This is a genomic window from Pleurocapsa sp. CCALA 161 (assembly GCF_003003995.1).
In the GTDB taxonomy this organism is placed as follows: Bacteria; Cyanobacteriota; Cyanobacteriia; order Cyanobacteriales; family Xenococcaceae; genus Waterburya.
On the sequence record NZ_PVWF01000110.1, the window covers coordinates 1 to 15000 of the forward strand.

The window sequence follows — 15000 nt, forward strand, 5'->3', positions numbered from 1 at the left end:
CTACCTACTTGTAGCCCTCGGTAACGTACTCCATCACCAATTTTGATGCCGTTAACATCAGAAAAATCGGCAATAATTTGATAGCTTGTTTTGCCAAAGCTAAAACCTCTAATCCAAAGGGCTAATCCGCCAAACAGCAGAATCCCCAAGATAATTAGTAACCCAACTGAACCCTCTCTTAAGGTACGCGATCGCATATAACTCCTCTTAATTACTTACTTATATTCTAATCAGAGTCACTCTTCGTTTTGTGTTATGAAGGTCAAACTGGCGGTTAGTTAACTCGAATCGGCCCATCTACGCTCCCGCTGAAAAACTGTCTGACGAGAGGGTTATCAGTAGTATCAATATCGTCAACTGTACCAATCCACTGTACTTTGCCATCGTAAAGAAAAATAATCCGATCTGCCGTGCGACGAATCGTGCTGTGTTGATGACTTACCATAATATAAGTGCCACAGCCGCGTACTGTACACTGTAAATCTCGCACTAAATCTTCAATTACAGTGGAAGCGATCGGGTCTAAACCTGCGGTTGGTTCGTCGTATAAAACAATTTCTGGTCTACTTTGAGGATTTTCAGGATTAAAGATAATTGAGCGAGCAAAGCTAACTCGCTTACGCATTCCCCCTGATAACTCGGCAGGAAAGCGGTTATTAGTGCCTGATAAACCTACCATCTCTAGCTTTTCATTAACTAATTCTTTAATTCTGCGTCGATTGAGCTTTGAATGTTGATAAAGTAAGAAGCCGACGTTTTCCTCTACGGTTAAAGAATCAAACAAAGCTGCCTGTTGAAACACCATACTAATTCCAATGGGATCGCTTTGGTCTTCAATTAAGCCTGTACGCTTTTCACCATTGATATAGATTGCTCCCTGGTCAATAGGCATTAACCCCGCAATCATGCGTAGAATAGTTGATTTTCCTGTCCCTGAAGGGCCAATAATAACTAATGCTTCTTGTCGCTCAATTTTCAGATTAACTCGGTCGAGAATCACATTCTTGCCGAATGCTTTGCTCACTCCTCGCAGTTCAATTAAAGGAACTTGCGGATCGGTTTGAGTTAATTGTGGATTTTCTCTGGTTACTGCCATAAGCTCAAAGTTTGCTCGACTATTTTTACTCTTCCAGTTCTAAACCAAATACACGAGCTACGGATTTAGATACTTTATAACCAGAATCGATTGATTCGAGGGGATCTTTGCGTAAACGATGGCGCAGACATAAAACAATCACTCGGCGAATATCATCCACCGTAACTTCAGTCCGTCCTTCCAAAGCAGCGATCGCTTTAGCAGCACGATTGGTGACAATATCACCCCGCAAACCGTCTACATCTAATTCTGAGCAAATTTCGGAAATCTTAACTCGCAGGTCATAATCTAGTTTCACTGAAGGTAAAAGCTGCTGTGCTTGGACAATCTTTTCTTGTAGAGCCGATTGTTCTGCGTCATACTTTTGACTGAAAACATCGGGATTAGCGTCAAAATCGGCTCTTTGTTCGACAATTTTGACTCTCAGGTCTGGTTCTCTGACCGTATGAATTTCGGCGTGCATTCCAAAACGGTCTAATAGTTGGGGACGTAATTCTCCTTCCTCTGGGTTGCCTGAACCAACCATAACAAACTGTGCAGGATGGCGAATCGAAATGCCTTCTCTTTCAACGGTGTTCCAACCACCAGCAGCGGAATCTAACAGCACATCCACTAAATGATCGTCGAGAAGATTAACCTCATCGACATAAAGAATGCCTCGGTTAGCTTTAGCGAGCAATCCAGGCTCGAACGCTTTCACTCCATCAGCTAGCGCTTTTTCAATATCAATCGTGCCACAGACTCGATCCTCTGTTGCTCCTAGGGGTAAATCCACCATCTGTACTTTTTTCTTAACTGTAGCGATCGCTTCTCCCTGTTCCAGCTTTTGCTTAACTTCATCACTCATGAGATCGGGATCTTGAGGATCGCTGTTAAACGGATCGCCTGCCACCACATCAATTTCAGGTAATAAATCGGCTAAAGCGCGAATGGTAGTAGATTTGCCTGTACCGCGATCGCCCATAATCATCACCCCACCAATTTTAGGATCGATTACGTTGAGCAAAAGAGCTAGTTTCATCTCTTCTTGTCCCACGATAGCCGTGAAGGGAAAAACCTGGCGACGAGTTCTGATTGGTGCGGGGATTGTTACAGTCATATTAATCTTGGTATAGCAGTCGAAGTAAAGGTTGAGGTTATCAGCAATTATCTCGCGCCCTCAAAGACTTTCTTCGGGACGCCAAGAGATTAAGAAATGTCCTAATCGAGGATTTGATTGCTATATCTCAAATAGGTTAGTTTGCCGTTAATTGCTTATTGATAAACGTATCTTTATTCTGCCATGTTTTCGGGTTGCTGAGTTATCAATGAGCAGTGAACAATGAGCAATGAACAGTGAACAATGAGCAATGAGCAATGAACAGTGAACAGTGAACAGTGAACAGTGAACAGTGAAAGTGAACAGTGAACAGTGAACAGTGAACAGTGAACAGTGAGCAATGAAGCACTGAGCAGTCTTGATCTATAATCTTTAGCTTTACATCAATCTCGGCAGAAGTTAAAACGACTACTTAAGATGGGATAAAAATAAACTTAGTTTCTAATGCAACACTTAAATGCCAAGTAATTCTCTGCTCAATAATCTTAGTCAACAAATAGATCAGATCGTCATTGGCCAAGGAAATTTAGTTAAACAAATTTTAATTGCCTTATTGAGTGGTGGTCATGTCATTATTGAGGGAGTTCCAGGTACGGGAAAAACCTTGTTAGTCAAAGTATTATCCAAGTTGATTACAGCAGATTTCCGTCGTATTCAACTAACTCCTGATATTTTACCTTCTGATATTTTGGGGACAAATATTTTTGATCTTAATAGTCGTGATTTTATGCTCAAAAAAGGCCCAGTTTTCACGGAAATTCTCTTGGCTGACGAAATAAACCGTACTCCGCCTAAAACCCAAGCAGCGTTACTAGAAGCAATGGAAGAACAGCAAATTACCCTAGATGGGGAAACGATGTTGTTACCGCCATTATTTTGGGTAATTGCCACGCAAAACTCGTTGGAATTTGAGGGTACATATCCCTTGCCTGAAGCGCAGTTAGACCGCTTTTTATTTAAACTCGTAGTTGATTATCCTGCCAAGAATGCTGAAAAGCAAATGTTAGTTAATGCTCAACAAGGATTTAAAGCTAAAAAGTTAGATCTAGATAAGTTAACAGCGATCGCCACGGTAGCAGATATTTTAACTCTCAAAGAGCAGGTACAAAAGGTTCAGGTAGAAGATAATATTTTAGACTACTTGCTCGATTTGGTTGAGCGTACTCGTCAACATCCTGACTTGATTTTAGGTGCATCACCTCGATCTGCGGTGGCTTGGTTAAATGCAACTAAAGCCAGTGCTTGTTTGGCAGGAAGAGATTATGTTACTCCAGATGATGTGAAGGAAGTCGCCATTCCTTTATTACGTCATCGACTAATCTTAAAACCAGAAGCACAGTTAGATAATCTCCAAATAGAGGAGGTGATTGCTTCGATTCTTAAGCAAATATCTGTACCAAGATAGTAACTGATGAAAATTTCCAGCATAGATCACTTAGTTTTGACAGTTAGTAATCTTCAGGTAACTTCTCAGTTTTATCATCGAGTTTTGGGCATGGAAGTCGTTACTTTTGGTAATAATCGTTATGCCTTAAAGTTTGGCGAACAAAAAATTAATTTACATCAACTTGGTCAAGAATTTGAACCAAAAGCTGGTTCTGCTGATTTATGTTTAATTACACAAGTCCCTTTGAAACAAGTTATTGAACATTTTAATGATTGTGGTGTGCCGATTATTTTAGGTCCAATTTCTCGCACAGGGGCAAACGGAACAATTGAATCGGTTTATATTCGCGATCCCGAGCAAAATTTGCTGGAAATAGCCAATTATTAAAATCATCAAAGAGAGTAAACACTAGCCCACAATTTCATCTTCCATTTCTCAAAAATATGGATTACATTCACGGTTATTCTGATATCGAACAGGAAAGATTGATTCAACAGGCAGAATATTGGCGAGAAAAGCTGATTCTTAAAGATCTTGACTATCAAGCTGGAGAAAAATTACTAGAGATCGGCTGTGGTGCAGGAGCAGTATTAGGTATTTTAGGGCAGACTTTTACCGATTTTAAGTTGGCGGGCATTGACTTGGAAAATAAACAAATAGATTACGCCAAAAATTATCTTCGTAATTTAGGTTTAAGCAATGTCGATCTACGAGTCGGGGATGCAGCCAAATTACCTTGGCAAGATAATTACTTCGATCATCTATACGCCATCTGGTTTTTAGAACATTTACCACATCCGCTACAGGTTTTACAAGAAGCCAAGAGGGTTCTGAAGCCTGGAGGAACAATTACAGTTACTGAAACTGACTATCGCACTATTTTAGTTACCCCAGAATCTGCTGATTATCGTTATCTGATCGATTCTTTGTGTGAGTTGTTACTGCAAGCGCGGGGAAACCCCTATATGGGACAATCCCTGGGTATGTTGTTGACTCAGGCTGGTTTTGAGGAGGCGAATAATCAACCATTTCCTGTACATCATGCTTATAGTTTAGATCGTCAGCAATTAAGAGACTTTGTAGACTATGTAGACTCTTGGTTAGCACCGACAGTCGAGCAAGCAGCCACTAAGTTAGGTAAAAATTTACCCTGCCTACAAGCAGGATTAGATTGGTTTAGGGGGATTGGCGATCGCCATGATGGAGCAATTTCCGCCACAATTTATCGTGCTTCCGCAATTTGTTAATAGTTATTTTAGTTATTTATTTTTTACTCACTAAACTTTTTAAAACATGATTCCTTCAAGACGCTGTTATGCCCTCTTAGCTGTCGGTGGCTTAAGCGCTGCACTCTTGGATATTTTAATTAATCGTCAGGTTAGTTTGAATTTTCTGCGAGTTTATAATTTTAGTCTGTTAATTGCCACGATCCTTGATGCGTCTCAGGTTAAAAATGGTGCTGTGGAAGTAACCAGACAGGAGATTGGCAAATTATCAGTAGGTAGAGATAATGCGATCGCCTTACAGATTAAATCTGGGGAACAAAAGGCGATCGCGGTTGCAAAGCAAGTCCGCAGGACTCAGCGTACCCAGAGGGTAATCGCCCAAATCCGTGATGCTTACCCGCCAGAATTTAGAGTAGATCGAGATACTCTGGAAGTTAATCTACCTGCTAACAGCGTTACAGAAGAAACCTACATCATTTATCCCGATCATCGCGGAGAATATACTTGGGGCGATCTGCACGTACGTCAACTGGGTAAACTGGGTTTGGGTTGGCGAGATTGGCGAATCTCAGCGCAACAGCAAGTTAGGGTTTATCCTGATTTGATTGGCTTAAAAGAATTAGCGGTTCGTCTGGCGATTGAAAATAGTGGCGCGATGCGTCAGGCGCGCAGAATGGGCAACGGTACTGAATTTGCTGAACTGAGAGAATATCGTACAGGAGAAGATATCCGTTTGATAAATTGGAAGGCGACAGCCAGACGCGATCGCCCTGTGGTCAAAGTATTAGAACCAGAACAGGAACAAACCCTCTTCATTCTCTTGGATCGAGGGCGTTTAATGACGGCAAAAGTAGGTGGTTTAAAACGCTTTGACTATGGTTTAAATGCCACTCTATCTCTAGCTATGGCAGGACTAAGCCGTGGTGATAAAGTTGGCGTAGCGGTGTTTGACCGCGATCTGACTACCTGGATACCCCCAGAAAGAGGTAATCATCATCTATCTAAATTAGTCGAGCGCCTGACACCCATTCAGCCAGTATTATTAGAGCCTGATTATCTTGGTGCTATGACTAAGGTGATTACCCAGCAAACTAGACGAGCATTAGTAGTAGTAATTACAGATTTAGTAGATGTAACTGCTTCTAGTGAATTACTTAGCGCCATGATGCGTTTAACCCCCCGCTATCTTCCTTTTTGTGTCACCCTCAACGATCCTTTAGTAGCTCAAATTGCCCATACTCCTACAGACAGTACCAAAGACACCTATTGTCGCGCTGTTGCTTTAGATCTTTTAGCCCAACGTCAAGTAGCCTTTGCTCAATTAAGACAAAAAGGAGTATTGGTTTTAGATGCGCCTTGCGATCGCATTACGAGTGAGTTAGTTAATCGCTATTTAGAGTTGAAAGCACGTAATTTACTCTAGTTCCTCTTACATAAAGATCAATCTTAAAGGAGAGGCAAAAATCGCTATAAATTGGTGATAATTTTAGAAGTATATTATTTCAGCATTAACACTATGACAATTAAGTTGAAAAAAGGAGATCCTGTCAAATGGAAAGTCGGTAAAGGAGAAGCCAAAGGAAAAATTACGCAGAAACTAACACAATCTACTCAAGTTGATGGCAAAGAAATTCAAGCAAGTAAAAGTAAACCACGTTATTTGGTCAAGAATGAAAGCACAGGAAGCGTAATTTCTCGTCGAGCTAGGTCTTTATCTTTAATTGAAAACGAGCATAATCTTAAACCGCAGCAGCATAAAATATTAGATAATTTTCATGAAGCAGTTAATATGAGTGCTTCGGAGCTTAAAGCGTGGTTAAAAACCGAGGAAAGTAATTCTGTCGGTCAAAAAGATCGCCAAGGCAAAATTAAAGGTCGTAAGTCAGGCAAAAAAATCATTAAAATTCTCAACAAAAAGCAATCAGAATATCAGAAAAAAGATTTTAAACACATGAAGAAGGTAGTTAGTTACATTCACCGTCATTTAGCACAAAAACCTTCAGGCAATATTCAAGCAACTCCTTGGCAATATTCCCTAATGAATTGGGGACATGACCCAATGAACAGTAAAACAAAACAGTAACAACAATGGGGATTAGGATCATAAAAAAACCTGAGTTCGGGATTAGCTCAAATCCTTATTTTGAAGGTATTTAGAAAATACTATTTTCCGTTCTTCTTTCATAGTAGAGTTGCATCCAAACTATCTCAAAAGCTATTAGCTTAGAGCTTACAGCTATCTCCACCAATTAATCTGCTTAACCCGAACTCAGGTTAAAAAAGCTATGTTTGAGCTATGTTCGCTCAACAAAAAACCCAGTCACGATTCGTGACTGGGTGAACCCGTCAATCTGGATAACGTTTGTTCGTTATCCTGGAAAGACTATTCGGCAGATTCAATTAGATTTACTTTCACTACTTTATTTTTCTCCTCTTCTGCTTTAGGTAAAGTCAAATTAAGGATACCGTCTTTGTAGTCGGCGGTAACGTTGGTGTTTTGAATGCGTACTGGTAGAGGAATGACTCTAGAAAACTTGCCATAACGGAATTCAGAGCGAGTTCTACCGTCTTCCTCAGTTTTGGTTTCTGATTTGCGTTCACCAGAAATAGCAACTCGATCGCCCATTACTTGAACGTCTAAATCTTTAGCTTCCATCCCAGGAACTTCTAGTTTGAGATGAACTGCATCATCAGTTTCAGTTAGTTCGGCCGCAGGAACTTTAGAGAAATTACCAAAGTCACCCCAGCCGTCATTTGTTAAAGCATCATCGAACAAACGATTTAATTGGCGTTGTAAAGAATTCATTTCATGCCAAGGGTTGTATCTTACTAAAGCCATGATTGTGTCTCCTGTGACTAATAGTTGATAATTGGTTAATTGATTGACTTAGATTTGTGTATTGTTAGGTTCTTGCTCAATAGCCTTGATGGGGTTTCCCCATAATGAGCGGCGACTTTTGAGAAAGAACTTTCTTACCCAACCTCGACAGTTCCTTTAACGGGAAAGACCCCCTTAACTGACTGTCTCGCAAAACGCGCTTTCTGTTCACGTTTTGTTATTTATATATTAATCAGTTAGTCACAGATCTAGAAGTGTGGCTTACATCCCATATCTAGTAGTGCTTTCTGCCCAAACAAATAATCAATATTTATTCTCGAACAGCTATGTGTGGACGATTTACTTTAAATACAACAGCCAATGAGATTACTCGGCAATTTGAGGTAGAAGTAAACGAAGCTATTTCTCCTCGTTACAACATCGCTCCGTCTCAGCAAATATTAGTGATCCAACAAAAAGAAGTAGCGCGATCGCTCTTGATGATGAAATGGGGTTTAATTCCTAGCTGGGTTAAAAACTTGGATAGTTGGAAAAGCAATTTAATTAATGCTCGTGTGGAGACGGTTGGAGAAAAACCAAGCTTTAGAAGCGCGTTTAAGCATCGTCCCTGTTTAATTCCTACTTCAGGATTTTATGAATGGAGTAAAGATAAACAACCTCACTTTTTTCGTCTCAAAGACCATCAACTGTTTGCCCTAGCAGGATTATGGGAATCGTGGAGTAATGGTGAAGATGAACTAGTTTCCTGCACTATTTTAACAACCAAAGCTAATACCGAAGCAGCTAAAGTTCATCACAGAATGCCAGTGATTATTCAACCAACTGATTATGATTCATGGCTGGGTGAATTAAATCACAGAAAACAATTACTTGATGCATTACCTGAAGTCGATCTGGAACTATATCCAGTGAGCAAGAAGGTTAATAGTCCTAAAAATGATACTCCTGACTGCATCAAGCCAATTAACTCAGATTGATGTTGGGTTTTTTTTGAGACAAACTAGAACCACCGCTTAATAATGTGGCCATGGCTAAAATTTCTCAATGCGATCGCTGTTTGGACTTTAGAGCAAGATCCAATGCAAGATATAGCCGTACAAAATTAGCTATTAGTAGGGGCAAACGACCGTTCGCCCCTACTAATAGCTGACAACTTTCAAACAGAGGAATTGACAAAATAATTCCTGTTGCCCTTAGCATCTAAAGCCTCGCCTAATCGTTTGAGAGCTTGCACATAAGCAGCGGTACGAAGATCAATCTTTAAATCTTGACTAATCAGCCAAACCTGTTCGGCTTCTATTTGCATTTTCTCTTGAAGACGTTGATTAACTTCTGCTAATGTCCAATACCAACCATGGCGGTTTTGTACCCATTCAAAATAACTAACGGTAACCCCCCCCGCGTTGACTAAAATATCGGGAAAAACATAAGTTCCTTGCTGGGTAAGGATTTGATCTGCATCATAGTTAATGGGTCCATTTGCTACTTCAAAGATATACTTGGCTCGAATATCCTGGACATTGGCTAGAGTGATCTGATTTTCTAGCGCAGCAGGAATCAACACATCCACATCCAAAGCCAGTAACTCTTGATTAGAAATCGCCTGGTGTTCAACAATGCTACACAGAGGATTATGGCAGTATACCGCCTTCATCTCTCGACTCTTATTTTTATGCTCGCTGACGCTGGCAATATCTAAACCTTGAGGCGCATAAATCCCTCCTTTAGAGTCACTGACGGCAACTACTTTATATCCTGCTTCCGCCAGCAACCCCGCTAAAGTTGCACCAGCATTCCCAAAACCTTGGATTGCTACAGTAGTCTTAGCAGGGAGCAATTTAAACTTGGGTAACATAGCTTGAATTACCGTAAAAGCTCCCATCGCTGTCGCCGTATCTCTACCTTTACTACCTCCTAGAGTCAGTGGTTTTCCTGTAACTACCCCACGACACAATGTCCGCTTGATCGTGCTGTATTGATCCATCATCCAACCCATAATCACGGCGTTGGTATAAACATCAGGAGCGAGAATATCAACATCTATGCCAATTGCATCGGCGATCGCGTCGATATAGCCCCGACTCAGCCTTTCTAACTCAGCTTTAGATAATTCTTTCGGATTGACGGTAATACCTCCTTTAGCGCCACCAAAGGGTAGATCTAATAAGGCACATTTAAACGTCATCCAGAAAGCTAAAGACTGTACCTCATCTAAATTAACCCCAGGATGATAGCGTACGCCACCTTTACCCGCGCCCCTAGTGTCGTCGTAACGTACCCGATATCCAGAAAATACCTTTAAACTACCATCATCCATCCGTACAGGAATAGAAACACTCAGGCTAGTCTTAGGATGTTGAAGACGAGCGATCGCATCTTCAGAAATATCGACGTGTTTTAAGGCTTGTTCTAATCTTTTACCAGCATCAGCTAGTAAAGAATTTTTAGCGTTATTTTCATTGAGCATTGCTATTTCTGGTTTAAATCGAGGTTTAATCTTAATGTACGATGCGATCGGCATCTATTCTTACCAGAAGTTAAATCGCGATCTCTTAATCACTAATCAGAATGGGAATGGGTCAAGCAATCTATTCTAATATCTTGTGATAAACTCCTATAAGTTCATTTGTTCTTTGATCACGATGGCTAATCTACCTCATCCATTTCAATATCAGGGCAGTAAGCGAAACCTCGCGACACATATTCTTAGTTTTTTGCCTAACCAAGTAGAGAGGTTGGTAGAGCCTTTTGCTGGAACTTCGGCACTTAGCATAGCTGCTGCTGCTGAACAAAGTTCTCAAAATTTTTGGTTAAACGATTTGAATAAGCCCCTAATCGAATTGTTCAAGCTAATTACAGAGAATCCAGGTGATATAGCAGATGCCTATGCAGAAATATGGAGCGAACAACATCTTGATTCGATCAGCCATTATTTTGAAGTCAGAACAAAATTCAATCAAACAAAAGATCCAAAGTTATTTCTATATTTGCTAGCACGATGTGTCAAGGGAGCTGTTCGTTATAATTCTGAGGGCTTATTTAATCAAAGCCCTGATAAAAGGCGAAAAGGAACACAGCCTGCAACCGTAAGAAAAAATATAGAAGGTGTGTCCAGACTTTTGAAAGGCAAATGTCAGTTTACCTGCTTGGATTACAGACAGGTACTAGCCCAAGTCCAGGATCGTGATTTTGTTTATATGGATCCCCCTTATCAAGGTGTGTCTGGGAATAAAGATTCAAGATATTTTTCTGGAATTAGAACAGGTCTATCAAAAAAGATTAAAGCAAAGAGCGATCAATTTAGAAAAACAGATCCCTGAGTTTGTCAAGGAAATTATTGAACGAGAGATAGGGATCGATGGCAATGGCTAAACTGTTAACAATTGTTTATAAAAGCGATTTTTCGGAACGCTCGTATATGGAGCTAGATTATCTTTTGGGTATGTTTTGCGATCACACTTCTGTAGCCTTCGGCTCACACCCAAGCAACTCTCAATAGATTTAGAGCAAATAATGGTAAATGTTTAGCTTAAAATAGCTTGTTTAAGTTGTCCTAAAAAATAGTCAAAATGTCAATAAAGGCAGTAATAGAGTGAAGAAATAATAAACCAAAGGAGCGGTAAAGACATAGCTATCAGTGCGATCTAAAATGCCTCCATGTCCAGGAATTAATTGCCCAGAATCTTTTACTCCAGCATCTCGCTTCATCATCGATTCGGTCAGATCTCCAAGCAAGCTGGTGATGCCAATCAGTGTACCGAGCATCACACCACTAATTTGCCAGGCGGGAAACTGGAAATACCACGCCCCTAATTCAGCGACAATTAAGCTACCCAGGATACCAAATGCTGCCCCTTCAACGGTCTTTTTCGGGCTAATATCAGATAGTCTGGTACGACCAAAACTTTTACCCATGGTATATGCACCAATATCTGCCGCCCAAATACAGGCCATAACCAAAAAAGTTAGAGTCAGGGCAGTGGGAAATTGGCTGGGATTAAGCCAAGAGTCTGGCCAGTAGCCATCCAAAGGTAAATTACTAGCATTATTACTGTTGGGCAGATTAACTCTTAAACGTACCCAAAAAGTTGGTAGATAGCCTGTATAAAATAGCCCCAAAATCGAGCTAGCAATGTCGGCAATGGTGGCAATTTTTGGTTGGAATAACAAATAGAAACAGATAATTGTCCCTCCCAGACAAAATATTGCATCAGTAATATTAGGAGCAACGGTGGCGCTGAGTAACAGCAGCACAGAGACAACTAAAGTCATTTTTCCTGCGGGTTCAACCCCTTTAGCGCGGACTAAGCGAAAGTATTCCCGCTGGGCTAAGATAATTAAAATACCGATACCCAGAGTAAAGTACCATCCTCCGAGAATAATCATTCCCAAGGCTAAGGCGATCGCAACTACTGAACTAACTATACGAGACAAGGGCATAATGCGTTGCTGCTACAAACGCTAAATGAGAATCGGGAATTAAATTTAAGGAAACCTTTATGAAAGGTTAACAAATTACTGGATTAAGTCCTAGCAATTATTTGTTAAGAAAATAAAGATTGTCATCATCTACAATTTTTCTCCACTGAGAATAAACATTGGATTTACTGCTGCAAAAGTCTGATGGATGCCTCTGGTTTCTAAACGGTTAACTGCCGACTGAACTACTTCTATATTTCGAGCCTGAAGTTCAGATAAACCTTCGGAGATAATATATAAGTTCTCTAAGTTACTAACAGTAGCAACAATACGTCCTTCTGGCTGAAGATATTTCCAAGTTTGTTTAAGAATGTCTTTAATTGGTTTACCACCCTCAAGACACACTAAATTTGGTCGGGGTTTGATCGCATCTAAACATTCTGGCGCACTTCCTTGGATTACCTCAACGTTATGAACCCCGAAGCGATCGCAATTACGCTTAATTAATTTTGCTACCTCCTCATCTCGTTCGATCGCCACAATCTTGCCTTCAGGAGAAAGTAGACCAATTTCGACAGGGATTGTACCTGTTCCCGCGCCAATGTCCCAAAATACTGAATCAGGCTTCATCCGTAAGGAGGAGAGGATTAAGACTCTCACCTCTCTTTTGCTGAGGGGAATTCCTGGTAAACGTTCAAACAATTTGTCGGGAATTCCTGGAGTTTTGTAAGGCCAAAGCATAGTTAATGATTAATTGGAGTTATTAAAATTTAGATCTTAAAAGCAGATTGATTATCTTATTTAAGCGTCTGAATGGTTCGCAGACTTGGATCGTTACACCCTGTAATAGTTCCCCCCGCAGCTACGATCTGCTGCAAATAATTAATTACTTCTGAGGTAATTACTTCCCCTGGCATTAACACAGGGATTCCTGGAGGATAGGGACAAATTAGCTCCCCGCAGAGGCGATCGCCTGCTTGCTCAATCTGAATAGTCTCTGTGGACATAAAATATGCCTGTCGAGGCGAAACTTTTGTAGGATGAAGGGTGGAGGACGAGGGCTGATAGCTGATAGCTGCTAGCTGATAGCCGCTAGCTGATAAAGAAAGAATCTGACAAGCTTCAATCAACCGTTGAATATCTTCTGGTATATTGCCCAAAGAGATAATCAAAGTAAGATGCTGCAATAGCGGTAGCTCACAGGTAACGTTTAGCTGCTCATGAAGTATTTCGTCGGCTTCAAAGCCTGTTATTCCTAGTTGGGAGATATTAATTGTGAGCCGAGTCGGGTCACAATAGTGGCAACCTGGCTGTATTTGAGGATTTAAGACTGATAATTTGGGAATTTCGGCTATTTTCTGGCTAGCTAGGTGGGCAAGAGCGATCGCCTCATTCATTAATTCCTTACCTTCTGTTGCCATTTGTTGTCTGGCAGCATCTAGAGAAGCCAAAAGCAAATAACTAGGACTAGTAGATTGAACTAACTGCAAAGCTTTGCTAATTCTCTGGCTACAGACTCGATTTCCTTGAAGATGCAGCATAGACGATTGAGTCAGAGAACTCAAGGTTTTATGAGTAGACTGCACCGTCAGATCTGCCCCAACACTCAGAGCCGAAGGGGGTAAATCAGCATGAAAAGTAAAGTGTGCGCCGTGAGCTTCATCGACTAATAAAGGGATCTGATAACTATGAGTAAGATCGGCGATCGCTTTCAAATCGCTACATATCCCCTGATAAGTCGGGTGCAACATCATTACTGCCTTGGTATCAGGATGCTGCTCTAATGCCTGTTTAACGGCTGCTGGAGTAACGTTATAGGCTAATTCCTCTTGAGGATCGTATTCAGGATTAATAAAGATCGGGATTGCCCCAGATAAAATTAGACCAGCGATCGCCGATTGATGAATATTCCTGGGCAAAATGATCTTTTCTCCCATGCCACAGGTAGCTAAAATTGCTGCAATAATCCCAGAGGTTGAACCATTGATTAAAAACCAGGTTTTAGTTGCGCCAAAAGTTTGGGCTGCTAACTCTTGTGCTGCTGCGATCGCTCCTGCTGAAGCAAATAAATTATCTAACTCTGGTAACTCAGGTAAATCGGCTTGAAAAACTTGCTTACCAATTAAATCCTGAATCTTGTGGCTAATTCCTTTGCCCTGCTTGTGTCCTGGAGCATAAAAAGCAGCATGTTTTCTGTGGGTCGATTGGGTCAATATATCTAACAATGGGGTTTTAAAAAAATCTTTAGTCATGCTTAATTTGTGCTGAAGGCTCAAGTTTAAAATGCTTTATAGCAATACATACTCAAGTTAGGACATTTACTACCTACTATCTACTACCTACTATCTACGAACAGTTAACTAAACTTGTCCTAATTTAACTTTGTACGGCTTTATTTCTCAGCCTACTCATTAACCAGAATTAATTTTGCTCCTTTTATAGCGAAAAAGTCAAAGTTTTCTGAGTTAGAAGAGCTAATTTTAACTTTAGTGTATATATACATACTCGACAAAGTAGCTTTAATCCTAACTTCATACAGACTATTTTTTACATGAAGCTCAGGTAAAAAAAAGGAAATTACGGTCGCTTTATCCGCAATTTCTCTGATATTGTTTGAAAGTCATAAATAAACAACTAAGGTTTATATTAAGTGTATTTATTAAATAATTATTATAATTTAGCTGATTCGAAAAAAATTTTAATTGTCGATGATGATCTCACTTTACATCATCTACTTTGCCGTTTTCTTACTTACAACGGCTACATTACAGAGGTAGCACCTGACTGTGGTATAGCCAAGCAAAAGCTTAAAGAATTTCAACCTAATTTAATTATTTCTGATATTAACCTACCAGATGATACGGGACTTAATCTTTGCCAAGAAATACACCAAAATGACGTAATGATTATGATTCTCAGTTCAATGACAGATAA

General features: G+C 40.3%; 15 protein-coding genes and 1 pseudogene. 8 read left to right on the forward strand and 8 right to left on the reverse strand.

From position 1 onward, the window contains the following. The 3 genes from C7B62_RS19935 to bchI all read right to left on the reverse strand — a co-directional run. A partial coding sequence (locus tag C7B62_RS19935) for an MlaD family protein (RefSeq protein ID WP_370304086.1) occupies positions 1-197 on the reverse strand: 197 nt, incomplete at its 3' end. Positions 198-274: 77 nt separating this feature from the next. Beyond that, positions 275-1096, reverse strand: coding sequence for an ABC transporter ATP-binding protein (locus C7B62_RS19940; protein ID WP_106241257.1), 822 nt, complete (start codon positions 1094-1096; stop codon positions 275-277). Positions 1097-1121: 25 nt separating this feature from the next. After that, entirely contained in the window at positions 1122-2195 is a 1074-nt protein-coding gene (bchI, locus tag C7B62_RS19945) for a magnesium chelatase ATPase subunit I (RefSeq protein ID WP_106241260.1), read from the reverse strand. Positions 2196-2652: 457 nt separating this feature from the next. On the opposite strand from bchI, the gene C7B62_RS19950 reads away from it, so the two are divergent. From C7B62_RS19950 to C7B62_RS19970, 5 genes are all read left to right on the forward strand, one after another. After that, positions 2653-3600: a MoxR family ATPase gene (locus C7B62_RS19950; RefSeq protein WP_106241262.1), complete on the forward strand. Its 948-nt coding sequence runs from the start codon at positions 2653-2655 to the stop codon at positions 3598-3600. A 6-nt stretch (positions 3601-3606) separates the two neighbouring features. Next, complete coding sequence (locus C7B62_RS19955; protein ID WP_106241265.1) at positions 3607-3969, forward strand: VOC family protein; 363 nt, start codon at positions 3607-3609, stop codon at positions 3967-3969. Between the two features lie 56 nt (positions 3970-4025). After that, positions 4026-4829, forward strand: a complete 804-nt coding sequence (locus C7B62_RS19960; RefSeq protein ID WP_106241269.1) for a class I SAM-dependent methyltransferase — start codon at positions 4026-4028, stop codon at positions 4827-4829. Positions 4830-4875: 46 nt separating this feature from the next. After that, entirely contained in the window at positions 4876-6231 is a 1356-nt protein-coding gene (locus C7B62_RS19965) for a DUF58 domain-containing protein (RefSeq protein WP_106241272.1), read from the forward strand. A gap of 93 nt (positions 6232-6324) precedes the next feature. Continuing rightward, complete coding sequence (locus tag C7B62_RS19970; RefSeq protein ID WP_106241275.1) at positions 6325-6891, forward strand: HVA1 family protein; 567 nt, start codon at positions 6325-6327, stop codon at positions 6889-6891. Between the two features lie 300 nt (positions 6892-7191). On the opposite strand, the gene C7B62_RS19975 is transcribed toward C7B62_RS19970, so the two are convergent. After that, positions 7192-7647 carry an Hsp20/alpha crystallin family protein gene (locus tag C7B62_RS19975; protein ID WP_106241279.1) on the reverse strand — a complete coding sequence of 152 codons (456 nt, stop codon included), beginning with the start codon at positions 7645-7647 and terminating at the stop codon, positions 7192-7194. 326 nt (positions 7648-7973) lie between these two features. On the opposite strand from C7B62_RS19975, the gene C7B62_RS19980 reads away from it, so the two are divergent. Beyond that, entirely contained in the window at positions 7974-8624 is a 651-nt protein-coding gene (locus C7B62_RS19980) for an SOS response-associated peptidase (RefSeq protein WP_106241281.1), read from the forward strand. A 179-nt stretch (positions 8625-8803) separates the two neighbouring features. Here the strand turns inward: C7B62_RS19980 and C7B62_RS19985 are convergent, their stop codons facing one another. Beyond that, entirely contained in the window at positions 8804-10114 is a 1311-nt protein-coding gene (locus C7B62_RS19985; RefSeq protein ID WP_106241292.1) for a Glu/Leu/Phe/Val dehydrogenase, read from the reverse strand. Between the two features lie 175 nt (positions 10115-10289). Here C7B62_RS19985 and C7B62_RS19990 point away from each other — a divergent pair. After that, positions 10290-10904 (forward strand): annotated as a pseudogene (locus tag C7B62_RS19990) (Dam family site-specific DNA-(adenine-N6)-methyltransferase); the annotation flags it as partial. A 307-nt stretch (positions 10905-11211) separates the two neighbouring features. Here C7B62_RS19990 and C7B62_RS20000 read toward each other — a convergent pair. From C7B62_RS20000 to C7B62_RS20010, 3 genes are all read right to left on the reverse strand, one after another. Beyond that, positions 11212-12087 (reverse strand): phosphatidate cytidylyltransferase, encoded by an 876-nt coding sequence (locus C7B62_RS20000; protein ID WP_106241284.1) that lies wholly within the window; start codon positions 12085-12087, stop codon positions 11212-11214. 129 nt (positions 12088-12216) lie between these two features. Continuing rightward, the gene (gene cbiT / locus C7B62_RS20005) at positions 12217-12807 is read right to left on the reverse strand and encodes a precorrin-6Y C5,15-methyltransferase subunit CbiT (protein WP_106241287.1); all 591 of its coding nucleotides are present in this window, start codon (positions 12805-12807) and stop codon (positions 12217-12219) included. Positions 12808-12863: 56 nt separating this feature from the next. Continuing rightward, positions 12864-14318, reverse strand: coding sequence for an aminotransferase class I/II-fold pyridoxal phosphate-dependent enzyme (locus C7B62_RS20010; RefSeq protein WP_106241290.1), 1455 nt, complete (start codon positions 14316-14318; stop codon positions 12864-12866). A gap of 398 nt (positions 14319-14716) precedes the next feature. Here C7B62_RS20010 and C7B62_RS20015 point away from each other — a divergent pair. Then, the coding region (locus C7B62_RS20015; RefSeq protein ID WP_146132149.1) for a response regulator transcription factor at positions 14717-15000 on the forward strand (284 nt) is incomplete at its 3' end.

Excerpts from the sequence above, each read along its gene's own strand:
- C7B62_RS20010 (WP_106241290.1), bottom strand. The coding sequence starts at position 14,318 with ATGACTAAAGATTTTTTTAAAACCCCATTGTTAGATATATTGACCCAA.
- C7B62_RS19965 (WP_106241272.1), top strand. The coding sequence starts at position 4,876 with ATGATTCCTTCAAGACGCTGTTATGCCCTCTTAGCTGTCGGTGGCTTA.
- C7B62_RS19955 (WP_106241265.1), top strand. The coding sequence starts at position 3,607 with ATGAAAATTTCCAGCATAGATCACTTAGTTTTGACAGTTAGTAATCTT.
- C7B62_RS19985 (WP_106241292.1), bottom strand. The coding sequence starts at position 10,114 with ATGCTCAATGAAAATAACGCTAAAAATTCTTTACTAGCTGATGCTGGT.
- C7B62_RS19975 (WP_106241279.1), bottom strand. The coding sequence starts at position 7,647 with ATGGCTTTAGTAAGATACAACCCTTGGCATGAAATGAATTCTTTACAA.
- C7B62_RS19980 (WP_106241281.1), top strand. The coding sequence starts at position 7,974 with ATGTGTGGACGATTTACTTTAAATACAACAGCCAATGAGATTACTCGG.
- C7B62_RS19960 (WP_106241269.1), top strand. The coding sequence starts at position 4,026 with ATGGATTACATTCACGGTTATTCTGATATCGAACAGGAAAGATTGATT.
- cbiT (WP_106241287.1), bottom strand. The coding sequence starts at position 12,807 with ATGCTTTGGCCTTACAAAACTCCAGGAATTCCCGACAAATTGTTTGAA.
- C7B62_RS20000 (WP_106241284.1), bottom strand. The coding sequence starts at position 12,087 with ATGCCCTTGTCTCGTATAGTTAGTTCAGTAGTTGCGATCGCCTTAGCC.
- C7B62_RS19950 (WP_106241262.1), top strand. The coding sequence starts at position 2,653 with ATGCCAAGTAATTCTCTGCTCAATAATCTTAGTCAACAAATAGATCAG.
- C7B62_RS19970 (WP_106241275.1), top strand. The coding sequence starts at position 6,325 with ATGACAATTAAGTTGAAAAAAGGAGATCCTGTCAAATGGAAAGTCGGT.
- C7B62_RS19940 (WP_106241257.1), bottom strand. The coding sequence starts at position 1,096 with ATGGCAGTAACCAGAGAAAATCCACAATTAACTCAAACCGATCCGCAA.
- bchI (WP_106241260.1), bottom strand. The coding sequence starts at position 2,195 with ATGACTGTAACAATCCCCGCACCAATCAGAACTCGTCGCCAGGTTTTT.